Genomic DNA, 12,684 nt, shown 5'->3' on the forward strand with positions numbered 1-12,684 from the left:
TATATAATCGGTTACAGAATTGAATATCACAAGGAGGTTTGTCTTTTGTCGTGGTTGCACTTGGTGATTTTATCGCCTTTTTTATTAGCCTTTTTTGTCCCCCTTCTGCATAGGAATTTCCAGCGTATTCATACAGGGTGGTTCGTTTTACCTCTTCCACTTGTGTTGTTCATTTATTTCACACAATATATCAGTGGTGTTTCTAAGGGGGAAACATATCTACATTCAATGAAATGGATACCTAGTCTGGGCATTAACTTTGATGCCTATGTGGATGGACTTGGTCTTCTGTTTTCTCTATTAATCACCGGAATTGGGACACTTGTTATTCTTTACTCCATTTATTATCTTTCTAAGACAAAAGAAGCACTGCATTCGTTTTATGTCTATTTGCTTCTTTTTATGGGGTCGATGCTAGGAGTTGTATTATCAGACAACCTAATGAGCCTTTACAGCTTTTGGGAATTAACAAGCCTTTCATCTTTTTTATTGATTGGTTATTGGTACAAACGAGAGAAATCTCAATACGGAGCCTTAAAATCTATGCTCATTACCGTATTCGGAGGACTTTCCCTTTTAGCAGGAATTGTGCTTTTATACGTTATGACAGGTACTTTTAGCATACGCGAAATTATCTCAAACGTAGATGTAGTCACATCAAGTCATCTATTCATTCCAGCTCTAGTCCTCATTTTATTAGGGGCCTTTACAAAATCTGCTCAGTTTCCTTTTCATATTTGGCTGCCAGATGCAATGGAAGCTCCAACCCCAGTGAGTGCATACCTTCATTCAGCCACAATGGTAAAAGCAGGAATTTATCTTTTAGCAAGACTCAGCCCTGTTTTCTCTATAAGCGCCACTTGGTTTTTTACTATTTCAATTATAGGACTAATTACACTGTTTTGGGGCTCGTTTTCAGCAGTAAAGCAACAAGACTTGAAAGGGATTTTAGCTTTTTCAACCATTAGTCAGCTCGGGATGATTATGTCACTTATAGGAGTAGGTAGCGCAGCTATTCACTATAATTTTTTAGACGATAATATCTACTTAGTAGCTCTTACTGCAGCGGTTTTCCATTTGATTAACCACGCTACCTTCAAAGGCAGCTTGTTTATGGTAGTAGGCATTGTCGATCATGAAACAGGCACGCGTGACATTAGAAAGTTAGGCGGGTTAATGAGCTTCATGCCTGTGACATTTACCATTGCTATCATCGGGGGATTTTCAATGGCGGGTCTTCCTCCTTTTAATGGATTCTTAAGTAAAGAGATGTTTTTTACAGGCATGGTAAACGTGACAAAAATGGATATGTATAGTATGCAGACGTGGGGAATTTTGCTGCCTATCATCGCTTGGTTAGGAAGTATTTTCACTTTCGTCTATAGTATGATTCTTGTCTTTAAAACCTTTACAGGCAAATACCAGCCCGAAAAACTAGAAAAGAAGCCGCATGAAGCACCAGTAGGGATGCTTATTTCACCTGTTATTTTAGCATCACTGGTTGTTATTTTTGGCTTTGCTCCTAATTTATTAGAATCAACCCTTATTGAGCCAACAATGGCCTCTATCGCACCTAGCCTGCTAGCTGAAGGTAAAGAATATCAAGTGCATATTAAATTTTGGCATGGCTTTACCCCAGAATTATTTATGACGCTAGGGGTCATCATATTTGGTATTTTGTTATTTATGACGATTCAAAAGTGGTCAAAAATTTATACACGATTCCCTTCTTCTTTAACGCTTAATAACGGCTATAATTATGGAATTAAAGGGATAGAAAAAGGGTCAACACGTATCATGAAAACATTAATGACAGGATTTATTAGAGACTATCTTTTAATCATTTTTACTTTCATAGGCATTTTACTTCTCGTGACGCTCTTTTCTCAGAATGCCTTTGCGATTGATTTAAAAGATACTGCTTCTATAGGCGTTTATGAAGCCATATTAGCAGTTGTAATGGTTGCGGCTACTATTACAACTTTATTGGCAAAATCACGCCTCACAGCCATTATTTCGCTCGGAGTTGTCGGGTATACGCTCTCTTTATTTTTCGTATTATTCCGAGCTCCTGACTTAGCTTTGACTCAATTAGTGATTGAAACTGTATCGGTATCCCTGTTTTTACTATGTTTCTACTACTTGCCGGAGTTTCGGAAGCGAAAAGTAAGGGTGAAGTTTCAGCTGCCAAACTTACTGGTTGCTCTTCTTGTAGGAACGACTGTTACACTGCTTGGCATATCAGCAAACAGTACGAAACTATTTGAATCGATTTCACATTACTTTATTGAAAACAGCTATGAAAAAGCAGGCGGCGAAAACATGGTGAACGTAATTCTTGTTGACTTCCGCGGATTTGATACATTATTTGAAATTACCGTACTTTGCATAGCAGCTCTTGCTATCTATGGCATGATTCGTCTTCGGTTAACAAAGGAGGAAGAAGAGTGAAAAAAAATGATTTGATACTACAAACCACAACGAAAGTAGTCACGTTTATTATTATCATTTTTGCCATTCATCTTTTCTTTGCAGGTCATTATACACCGGGGGGAGGGTTTGTTGGGGGACTTACTACCTCAGCAGCCCTTGTATTACTACTGCTGGCTTTCGATATAAAAACCGTATCCAAAGTCATCCCATTTGATTATAAGAAGGTCGCGGCTTCCGGACTGCTGCTAGCTATTTTAACGGGGCTTGGGTCATTTATTTTCAAAGTTCCATTTCTAACTCACACATATAGCTACTTTAACCTTCCCCTTCTCGGGAAAACATCTTTAGCTACCGTTGTACTGTTTGATTTAGGTGTATATCTAGTAGTAGTTGGTGTTACGATGACCATTATTCAAACGATTGGAGAGAGTGAATAGTGGAAATATTAATGTCCATAGTGGCAGGGATTCTATTCACTGCCGCTGTATACCTCATGTTATCCCGCAGTTTACTGCGAATTATTATTGGAACAGGTTTATTAAGCCACGGCGTTCACCTGTTGATTTTAACGATGGGCGGATTAAAAGGGGGGAGTGTTCCCCTTCTGGGAGAAAAGGCTTCTTCTTATACAGATCCTTTACCTCAAGCCCTAATTTTAACTGCCATTGTCATAAGCTTTGGCGTCACTTCTTTTTTCCTTGTACTAGCTTACAGGGCTTATCAAGAACTCGGAACAGACGATATGGACAAGTTAAGGGGAAATGAACATGACGAGTAATTTTGTAATCATCCCACTGCTTATCCCGTTTGTTGTAGGTGTTGTGCTCATTTTTTTCAAAGACAATATTAAACTTCAAAGGATAATCAGTGTTTTATCATTAATCACCACCACTGCTTTTGCTTCCTATTTAGTACAACTGGTTCAATCAAAAGGTGTTTTAACTCACGAGCTTGGGAACTGGAAACCTCCTTTTGGAATTATTCTAGTAGCGGACATGTTCGCGTCCCTTCTCGTACTTACTGCTAGTGTGGTAACACTATGCTGCGTTCTTTTTGCTTTTCATACAATTGGGGAAAAGCGTGAACGTTTTTACTTTTATTCATTTGTGCAATTTTTATTAGTAGGCGTATTCGGCGCCTTCTTAACAGGTGATATCTTTAACTTATTTGTCTTTTTTGAAGTCATGCTTATGTCTTCGTACGCTCTTATTGTAATTGGCGGTACAAAAGCACAGCTTCGAGAGTCACTTAAGTATATTTTAGTCAACGTCATTTCATCCGCTTTGTTTGTCATTGCCGTTGCTTATTTATATGCCGTAACAGGAACTCTCAACATGGCGGACCTTTCACAGCGAATTGCTGAGGCGAACCAGCCGGGAATTTTAACAACCATTGGCATGCTTTTATTTATCGTCTTTGCCTTAAAAGCAGCTTTATTTCCAATGTATTTCTGGCTTCCAGGTTCATATAGTGCGCCTCCACCCGTTATTATCGGGTTGTTTGGTGCTTTGCTCACAAAAGTAGGCGTTTATTCGATTTTCAGGACTTTCACTTTACTGTTTTACCATCATCCTGAATTTACTCATCAAATTATCGGCTACGTTGCGCTTTTGACTATCGTTGTTGGTGCAGTAGGCGCCATTGCTTATTCTGATGTAAATAAAATCTTAATTTATAACATTATTATTGCTGTCGGAGTCATAGTCTACGGAGTGACCTTGACAACAAACGCAGGTTTTGAAGGAGCTATTTATTATTTAATTCACGACATGATTATTAAAGCAGCTCTATTCCTTCTTGCTGGAAGCATCATTCGAATAACTGGAACAACAAAATTAAAGAAAATGGGTGGGTTAATTAAAGACTATCCGCTGCTTGGCTGGATGTTTTTTATCGCTACTATTTCGTTGGCAGGAATTCCTCCCCTAAGCGGCTTTATTGGAAAATTCCTTTTAGTTCAGGGCGGCTTAGAATCAGAGAGCTACACGTTTGTAGGAGTTTTACTAGTTTCAAGCCTGCTTGTTTTATATTCTGCCATTAAGATTTTCATGAGCTGCTTCTGGGGTGAACCTAAGCTTTCTTCTGAGCATGGAAAAGTATCCCTTAAAGGTATTCTATACCCATCCGCTATCTTACTTGCTGTTTCTGTCTTTTTAGGACTAGGTGCAGAAGCTGTTATTCCTTATGTGTCAACAGCCGCTCAAACGCTTATGGATCCTTCAATTTATATCCAATCGGTGTTAAAGGAGTAGATCTGCATGTCATTTCAACTATTATTAAACGTAATCATTGCATTCACATGGATGTTTTTGAGAGGGATTTGGACACTCCCTTCCTTTATTATAGGTTTTTTCTGGGGAGCGGTACTGCTGTTTGTTTTCCGCCGTTTTTTTCACAGGCGTTTTTACTTGCATAAAGTGTATGCGATCATTAAACTGCTGTTTATTTTCATACGAGAATTATTCAAAGCCAATATTGCAGTGACTAAGGACGTATTGCGCCCTAAATTAAATATTCAGCCAGCCATCTTTGCAATGCCAACCCGTCTGGAGAGTGAATGGGAAATTACCATTCTTTCTCTTTTAATTACGCTAACGCCAGGCACACTGGTGATGGATGTGTCAGATGATAATTCTACTATTTATATTCATGCAATCAATACAGACGATATTGATGACATTATTACAGATATTCAGCAAACATTCGAAAAAGCCATTATGGAGGTGAGTCGTTAAATGCTCGATATTTTTTTAAACGTTTCGCTCATTCTCATTTCTGCTTCAACTATTGGATTTGTTTATCGAGTGGTAAAAGGTCCGTCAACTGCTGATCGAGCAATGGCCCTTGATGCTATTGGAATTAACATCATTGCCATCACGGCCATCATCTCGATTATTTTTCGAACGCAGGCTTTTTTCGAAGTCATTTTACTGCTAGGCATCATAGCCTTTGTAGGTACCGTTGCTTTTTCTAAGTTTTTAGAGAAAGGAGAAGTGATTGAATATGAACGTGATCAGTGAAATCATTGTAGGAGCTTTGGTACTAATAGGGTCTCTTCTGACAGTTGTGACCATGATTGGGCTTATTCGCTTGCCTGATACGTATACAAGAAGTCACGCTGCCTCCAAAAGTGCTACCTTAGGCGTCCTGTTTATATTAGTGGGCTGCTTACTCTACTTTTGGATTGACACCGGCCACATTAGTGCACGGTTAATTTTAGCGATTGTCTTTGTGTTTATCACCTCTCCTATTGCTGGGCATTTACTAGGAAGAGCGGCTTATTACAGCGGAGTTCCTCTTTCTGATAAAACCGTTCGGGATGATTTGAAAACCAAACAGCAGAAAAAGCTTACCCATGATGAATAGAAAAAAACGCCGTGCGGTTTGCACGGCGTTTTTTATCGAGAATCTTATAAAGAAGCGCGTAGGATTGCTAGTACATCTTCTCTGTTTAATTTTTTAAATTTACCAAATTCACCTTTAGCCATTGCACGATCAGCCATAAGATCTAATTTGTCTTCACCAATATCATAATCAGCTAAGCGAGTTGGTGCACCTAGGCTTGACCAGAATTCACGAAGCTTATCAACACCTTCAAGTGCTACTTCTTTATCCGTCTTGCCTTCCGTATCTACGTTAAATACGCGTACAGCTACTTGCTTGAAGCGATCTACGTTCTCATCCATTACGTGTTTCATCCAGTTCGGGAATAAAATTGCCAATCCACCTGCATGTGGAATGTCATATACAGCTGATACCGCATGCTCAATATTGTGAGTAGCCCAATCGCCTTGGTGTCCCATTTGTAACATACCGTTTAATGCGATTGTCCCATTGTATAAAATCGTTTCACGTAACTCGTAGTTCTCTAAGTCGTTTAATAATTTTGGTCCCGTTTCAATAACCGTTTGCAGTACTCCTTCACACATGCGATCTTGAAGCGGCGTATTTGTTGCAGCATGGAAATATTGTTCAAATACGTGGCTCATCATGTCGACCATGCCATAAACTGTTTGATTTTTTGGTACAGTAAATGTATTAACGGGATCTAAAATAGAGAATTGAGGGAATGTTGCCGGACTGCCCCAGCCGTATTTTTCTTGTGTTTCCCAATTTGTAATAACAGAACCAGCATTCATTTCTGAACCTGTTGCTGCTAATGTCAGTACTGTTCCAAATGGAAGAGCTTCAGCTGCGAATACGTCGCGGTTAATGATGTCCCATACGTCTCCATCATATTTTGCGCCTGCTGCGATTGCTTTTGTACAATCGATTACGCTTCCTCCACCAACTGCAAGTAAAAATTCAATACCGTTTTCTTTACAAATATCGATTCCTTTGCGAACAGTTGTCAGACGAGGATTCGGCTCTACTCCCGCTAACTCATGTACTTCTGCATTCATGTCATTCAGTACATCCATTACTTGATCGTATAAACCGCTGCGTTTTACGCTTCCTCCGCCGTATACTAATAATATCTTTTTACCAAAGCGCCCTGCTTCTGTTTTTAATTGCTCTAATTGACCTTTACCAAAAATTAATTTTGTAGGATTATAAAATGTAAAATTGTTCACTATAAACTCCTCCTTACGAGCTTGATTACATGCATCATTATGAAGAACAACTTTTTGATTGTAAAGAAAATTGACTTCCTAAAGATTATTCCCTGTTGACTAGACGCTCAGCCCATCCAAATCAACGTTCATTTGTCTGTATCTTCCAAAAGTAAATATGCATATTTCCCTCAAAAAAAAGCAGGCTAATAAGTGAACTACAAAACAAGGAGGGTTCATCATGAGTGGTATTCAACGTATTGCGCTCGTATTAACGATTATTGGAGCAATTAACTGGGGACTTATTGGCTTTTTTCAATTTGATTTAGTAGCAGCAATCTTCGGCGGTCAAACATCTGCTTTCTCCCGCATTATTTATGGATTGGTTGGAATCGCAGGACTGATTAACCTAGGTCTATTATTTAAACCTTCTGCTGAAGTAGAGCGTACAGAACCTAGAACGGAACATTAAAAAAAGAAGGATAGCTAAGCTATCCTTCTTTTTTTCTTATTTCTTAATTAGATCTTCGCGGTTTGATTGCTCAATCCACTCTTCTAATTTTTCTTTTAATGTGTTGAATCCTTGAGTAGATTCAGTGTGAACTGTTGCTTGACCTTGACGCTTTTTAGCAGGTTTTTTAGGTGCAGAAGCTTCAGTTTTTTCTGGAGCTGGCTCAGTAGCACGAATAGATAAACCAATTTTACCAGTTGACTCATCAACAGATAAAACTTTAACGTTTACTTCGTCTCCTACTGATAAATGTTCGTTAATATCTTTAACGAAGCCATGTTTCACTTCTGAGATATGAACTAATCCTTGAGTTTCTTCATTTAATGCAACGAATGCACCGTATGGTTGAATTCCTGTTACTTTACCTTTTGTAACAGTACCGATTTCAAATTTTGACATATAAACACTCCTAGATACCTTATTATTTTCACCATTATAGCCAATTTAAAATTATAGCACAGTTCATAGATTGAATCAAAAAGTAGTTATACTATATTTATTATTTACCAATTTCGTCACAAATATAAACTAACACTACATTTCATCATAGCAAAAAAGATATTATATCAAACCGTCTATACGATATGACATAATATCTTATTTTTATTATAACTTATTTTCAACAAAACGGCTAATCCGTTTTATGGATTCTTCTAATGATTCCATTGAAGAAGCGTATGAACAGCGAATATGTCCCTCTCCGCCTTTTCCAAATACATTGCCTGGCACCACGGCTACTCGCTCTTCAAGCAAAAGCTGCTCAGCGAATTCTTCCGATGACAATCCAGTTTTCTTGATAGACGGGAACACATAAAACGCTCCTCCGGGAGAATGGCATTCCAGACCAATTTGATTTAATGACTTCACCATATAGTTCCGTCTTCTGCGATAGCTTTTTCTCATCTCTTCTACGTCATGCTGCCCATTTTGTAGTGCTTCAATTGCTCCATATTGTGCCATGGTAGGCGCACACATCATTGTATACTGATGAATTTTCAGCATTGCTTTAGCAATCTCAGTTGGTGCACATATGTATCCAAGACGCCATCCAGTCATGGCAAACCCTTTAGAAAAGCCAGAAATAATAATAGTTCGTTCTTTCATTCCTTCTAAAGAAGCAATAGATGTAAATTCTTCATCATATGTTAATTCTGCATAGATTTCATCCGTGATAACAAGCAAGTCATGCTTTATGACAATATCCGCAATAGCCTGCAGCTCTTCTTTAGAGAGTGAGCTTCCTGTTGGATTATTAGGAGAGCATAAAAGAAGGGCTTTCGTGTTGCTTGTAATGACTTCTTCAATCTGTCTAGGCTGCAGTTTAAACTCTGTTTCTGCCGTTGTTTCAATTGCCACAGGAACTCCTCCTGCTAGCGAAATTAACGGACTGTAAGACACAAAATTTGGCTCCACGACAATAATTTCATCTTCAGGGTTAATCAAAGCTCGCATTGTAATATCTAGAGCCTGACTTCCTCCAACGGTCACAATAATATCATCTTTATAATCATACGAGACGTTAAAATTTCTTTTCATATACTTCATAATTTCAAAGCGGAGCTCTAAAAGCCCCGCATTTGCTGTATAAGAGGTATATCCTCTTTCCAACGATAAAATACTCGCTTCTCGAACAGCCCAAGATGTGACAAAATCAGGTTCACCTACTCCAAGAGAGATGACGTTATCCATACTTGCTGCTAAATCAAAAAAGCGGCGAATACCTGAAGGTTTCAGCTGTTGTACAGTTGTTGACAAGCGCTCTTTCATTACGGAGACACCACGATTCTGCGATCTTCATCGCCTTGGTCATAGATGGTACCATCGTGCTTGTATTTTTTCATGATAAAGTGAGTCGTTGTAGATAAAACAGAGTCTAGCGTAGAAAGCTTTTCAGAAACAAAAAACGCTACTTCAGACATTGATTTTTCTTCAATAATAACAGACAAATCATATGCTCCTGACATTAGGTACACGGATTTCACTTCTTGAAAACGATAGATGCGCTCCGCAATCTCGTCAAAGCCTACTCCTCGCTTTGGTGCAACTTTTACATCTATCATAGCCGTGACGCCCTCATGTCCATCTACTCGTCTCCAGTTAATATCAGCTGAATATTGCACAATTACTTTTTCTCTCTCTAGCTTTTTAACAATATTAGAGGTTTCTTCAAATGTTAAATCCACCATTTTTGAAATACTATCTATTGAAATACGGCTATTTTTTTCTAGAATTTCTAAAATTTCTAACTCTTTTTCTTCTAAGAACACCGTGTTCCCCTCCTACAACGATTAAATTTTTTCACTTTTTCCATTATATCAAATTTAAACACATCTTTAATGTGAAATCTATACCGGTAATTGAGTTTCATTTTATAGATTGCTGGAAATTAGGACAGACTAGAAAGAAAAAGATGGAGTGAAACAAATTGACTGAATCTAAAATTACTTGTCACCAGCGTACTTTTAATGGAGTCAATGTTTACTACGAATGCCATAACTATCACCCTGATAAACCAGCCATTGTATTTATTCACGGCTTTTTATCATCGAGTTTTAGCTTTCGACGTTTAATTCCTTTATTTGAAGATACGTTTTCTATCATTACGCTGGACCTTCCGCCATTTGGGCGAAGTGAAAAATCGTTAACCTTTCAATACTCGTATAAAAATTTAGCCAGAATTGTCATCGAGTTGATTGAATATTTAAAGTTGAAAGATGTTGTACTATCGGGACATTCAATGGGAGGACAGGTTTGTTTAAACGTAGCAAAGTTAAAGCCTTCTTGCGTATCAAAACTAGTTCTTCTGTGCAGCTCAGCTTATTTAGGCCCCTCACATTATGGATTGGTCATGTCTTCTTATGTTCCCTTCTTTTATCTGTGGGTAAAAACGTGGCTGTCTCGCAAAGGTGTATTAGGCAACTTGCAAAATGTCGTATTTGATCATAAGTTAATCGACGAAGAAATGATTGATGGCTATACTGAACCATTTTTGGATGACCGTACGTTTATGGCTTTAACAAGAATGATTCGTGATCGAGAAGGAGACCTATCCTCAAAGGATTTGCAGCACATAAAAAAACCCAGTTTACTCATTTGGGGAGAAGAAGACCGGGTTGTTCCTTTGCATCTCGGACGTAAGTTAAAAGATGATTTAACAGACTCTACCTTTATCTCTTTAAAGGAAATTGGACACCTTTTACCAGAAGAGTGTCCCGACATTGTGCAATCTCATATGGTCGATTTCTTGTACGGTGAAAAAGCCCTGTCTCAATAATGACGGGGCGAGTTCGTATATTTCACACGAGGCGCTAACTTTAATAAAAAATTTATTAGTCGTGCTTCAGCAATTTTTTCACTTTCTTTATTGACTTCACAAGTTAACTTCGTTGACAAACGTATTAAAAATAAGCAAACTATTATATTAAAAAAGGGGGTACTTTTATTGTCTACTTATTCTTTTGATCAATTAATTAACCGTACAGGTACGCAGTCCGTAAAGTGGGACAAAACTGATCTTGTTTTTGGAGCAAAAGATGTTCTGCCTTTTTGGGTAGCTGATATGGATTTCCAAGCGCCGCCTAATGTTCTTCAAACCATTAATGAGCGTGTCAAACACGGTATTTTCGGCTACACTTCCCCTACTGAATCTACGGCAAATGCTTTATCATCTTGGGTAGAAAAAAAGCATCAGTGGACCATTGATCATGAATGGATTACATACAGTCCAGGAGTTGTATTTGCCCTGAGTATGGCTATCCAAGCATTTACAGAATCCGGAGATTCAATTTTAATTCAGCCTCCAGTCTATACTCCATTTTTTAACATGATAAAGGTAAATGATCGAGAAGTTGTTGAAAATCCGTTAAAACTTGCGGGCGATAAATACGAAATTGATTTTGCAGATTTAGAGCAAAAATTTGCAGAAGGCGTAAAATTAATGATTCTTTGCAGCCCTCATAATCCAGTAGGACGCGTGTGGACAAAAGAAGAACTGAAGAAGCTTGCCGATCTTTGTGAAAAATACAATGTATTAATTGTTTCAGATGAAATCCATTCTGATCTAATTTACCAGCCTTATAAACACATTCCCATTAGCATGGTGAGTGAAGATGCAGCCAATCGAGCCATTACGTGTATGGCCCCTAGCAAAACATTTAATATACCGGGACTTCAAGCTTCAGCTATTATTATTCCAAACGAGAAACTGCGCACACAGTATGTTCAACAACAGCAAAAACAAGGGTTTTCTAATTTAAACACATTCGGAATAATTGGGTTAGAGGCGGCTTACAGTGAAGGTGAGGAGTGGCTAGAAGCACTGCTTGTATATCTGAAGAAAAATGTAGATCTCGTGACGCGTTTTATAAGTGAAAACTTGCCTGAACTGCGAGTGGTTCAGCCCGAAGGAACTTATTTACTATGGATTGACTGCAACAAGCTGCATTTATCAGAAGAAGAATTACATGAACGCTTATTAGAAAAAGGGAAAATTGCCGTAGAAAAAGGCGAAAAATACAGTTCCACATATGGAAAAGGTTTTATCCGCTTGAACATTGGCTGTTCACATGAACAGCTTCAAGAAGGATTAAATCGCTTAAAAGTAGCTTTAACGTAAAAAACAGCGTTCTTTCGTGAGAAAGAACGCTGTTTTTAATGTTTTTTTGAAATAACTCCGCAGGCGATTCGCTTGCCAGAATTACCTGATGGCTCTGTCATTCCGTCATCACCTTGTTCGGTAATAACAAGGGATGAACCATCCATACGCTTAACGAGCGATGTCTTTCCTTCTTTTAACGTGACTTGAGGAACCATATCTGTTCCTGTATACGTCTGATCGTCTTCTACCACAATATTTTTCATATCGCCTAAATGCGGTCCTTTTGGATTTAACAGTCCGTGTTTCTTTTTATCAGGATCAAGGTGATTGCCCGCACTTTTAAAGTTAGGAGCTTTGCAAATTCCCATTTCATGAATATGTACGCCGTGTTCGCCAGGTGGAAGTCCGCTTAAATTGTACGTAAACTCAATTCCATCGGCCTGTTCTTTCAACTTGACTGTACCGATGCTATCTCCATCTGCGTTATAGACTTTGACTTCTTTATTGGATATTTCTTTTTCCATACACCCCGTTAACAAGAAAAAAGGCACGGTTCCAATGAGTAGTAGTTTTTTCATGTTGCCCTCCAA

General features: G+C 38.4%; 15 protein-coding genes. 10 read left to right on the forward strand and 5 right to left on the reverse strand.

All coding sequences use genetic code 11. The features are described from left to right. Window positions 1-45 precede the first annotated feature (45 nt). The 7 genes from AC4NPH_RS20935 to mnhG are packed head-to-tail and all read left to right on the forward strand — an operon-like array spanning window position 46 to window position 5,799. Window positions 46-2,451: a Na+/H+ antiporter subunit A gene (locus AC4NPH_RS20935; protein WP_098314884.1), complete on the forward strand. Its 2,406-nt coding sequence runs from the start codon at window positions 46-48 to the stop codon at window positions 2,449-2,451. Then, on the forward strand, window positions 2,448-2,870 hold the full coding sequence (locus tag AC4NPH_RS20940; RefSeq protein ID WP_013085301.1) for a Na(+)/H(+) antiporter subunit B: 423 nt from the start codon (window positions 2,448-2,450) through the stop codon (window positions 2,868-2,870). Before AC4NPH_RS20935 ends, AC4NPH_RS20940 begins: the two co-directional genes overlap by 4 nt. After that, complete coding sequence (locus AC4NPH_RS20945) at window positions 2,870-3,211, forward strand: Na(+)/H(+) antiporter subunit C (RefSeq protein ID WP_013059592.1); 342 nt, start codon at window positions 2,870-2,872, stop codon at window positions 3,209-3,211. Before AC4NPH_RS20940 ends, AC4NPH_RS20945 begins: the two co-directional genes overlap by 1 nt. Next, entirely contained in the window at window positions 3,201-4,685 is a 1,485-nt protein-coding gene (locus tag AC4NPH_RS20950) for a Na+/H+ antiporter subunit D (RefSeq protein ID WP_013059593.1), read from the forward strand. Before AC4NPH_RS20945 ends, AC4NPH_RS20950 begins: the two co-directional genes overlap by 11 nt. A gap of 6 nt (window positions 4,686-4,691) precedes the next feature. Next, the gene (locus tag AC4NPH_RS20955; RefSeq protein ID WP_013059594.1) at window positions 4,692-5,168 is read left to right on the forward strand and encodes a Na+/H+ antiporter subunit E; all 477 of its coding nucleotides are present in this window, start codon (window positions 4,692-4,694) and stop codon (window positions 5,166-5,168) included. Then, entirely contained in the window at window positions 5,169-5,453 is a 285-nt protein-coding gene (locus tag AC4NPH_RS20960; RefSeq protein ID WP_013059595.1) for a Na(+)/H(+) antiporter subunit F1, read from the forward strand. Further along, a complete protein-coding gene (gene mnhG / locus AC4NPH_RS20965; protein ID WP_013059596.1) occupies window positions 5,437-5,799 on the forward strand; it encodes a monovalent cation/H(+) antiporter subunit G in 363 nt (120 codons plus the stop codon). The genes AC4NPH_RS20960 and mnhG overlap by 17 nt, the downstream gene beginning before the upstream one ends. 44 nt (window positions 5,800-5,843) lie before the next feature. On the opposite strand, the gene AC4NPH_RS20970 is transcribed toward mnhG, so the two are convergent. Further along, a complete protein-coding gene (locus AC4NPH_RS20970; protein ID WP_013059597.1) occupies window positions 5,844-7,007 on the reverse strand; it encodes an iron-containing alcohol dehydrogenase in 1,164 nt (387 codons plus the stop codon). Window positions 7,008-7,227: 220 nt separating this feature from the next. Here AC4NPH_RS20970 and AC4NPH_RS20975 point away from each other — a divergent pair, with 220 nt between their 5' ends. Beyond that, the gene (locus tag AC4NPH_RS20975) at window positions 7,228-7,458 is read left to right on the forward strand and encodes a DUF378 domain-containing protein (protein WP_013059598.1); all 231 of its coding nucleotides are present in this window, start codon (window positions 7,228-7,230) and stop codon (window positions 7,456-7,458) included. A 36-nt stretch (window positions 7,459-7,494) separates the two neighbouring features. On the opposite strand, the gene yugI is transcribed toward AC4NPH_RS20975, so the two are convergent. From yugI to AC4NPH_RS20990, 3 genes are all read right to left on the reverse strand, one after another. Further along, window positions 7,495-7,896, reverse strand: a complete 402-nt coding sequence (gene yugI, locus AC4NPH_RS20980; RefSeq protein ID WP_013059599.1) for a S1 domain-containing post-transcriptional regulator GSP13 — start codon at window positions 7,894-7,896, stop codon at window positions 7,495-7,497. A gap of 207 nt (window positions 7,897-8,103) precedes the next feature. Then, complete coding sequence (locus tag AC4NPH_RS20985) at window positions 8,104-9,264, reverse strand: aminotransferase (protein WP_013059600.1); 1,161 nt, start codon at window positions 9,262-9,264, stop codon at window positions 8,104-8,106. Continuing rightward, a complete protein-coding gene (locus AC4NPH_RS20990) occupies window positions 9,264-9,764 on the reverse strand; it encodes an Lrp/AsnC family transcriptional regulator (protein ID WP_013059601.1) in 501 nt (166 codons plus the stop codon). Before AC4NPH_RS20990 ends, AC4NPH_RS20985 begins: the two co-directional genes overlap by 1 nt. Before the next feature lie 158 nt (window positions 9,765-9,922). On the opposite strand from AC4NPH_RS20990, the gene AC4NPH_RS20995 reads away from it, so the two are divergent. Next, complete coding sequence (locus AC4NPH_RS20995) at window positions 9,923-10,771, forward strand: alpha/beta fold hydrolase (protein WP_013059602.1); 849 nt, start codon at window positions 9,923-9,925, stop codon at window positions 10,769-10,771. Between the two features lie 168 nt (window positions 10,772-10,939). Then, the gene (locus AC4NPH_RS21000) at window positions 10,940-12,112 is read left to right on the forward strand and encodes a MalY/PatB family protein (RefSeq protein ID WP_491938917.1); all 1,173 of its coding nucleotides are present in this window, start codon (window positions 10,940-10,942) and stop codon (window positions 12,110-12,112) included. A gap of 35 nt (window positions 12,113-12,147) precedes the next feature. Here AC4NPH_RS21000 and AC4NPH_RS21005 read toward each other — a convergent pair whose 3' ends face one another. After that, window positions 12,148-12,672 (reverse strand): superoxide dismutase family protein, encoded by a 525-nt coding sequence (locus tag AC4NPH_RS21005; protein ID WP_013059604.1) that lies wholly within the window; start codon window positions 12,670-12,672, stop codon window positions 12,148-12,150. Window positions 12,673-12,684: the final 12 nt, after the last annotated feature.

The sequence above is a fragment of the Priestia sp. MDV22-iso46 genome (genome assembly GCF_058629175.1).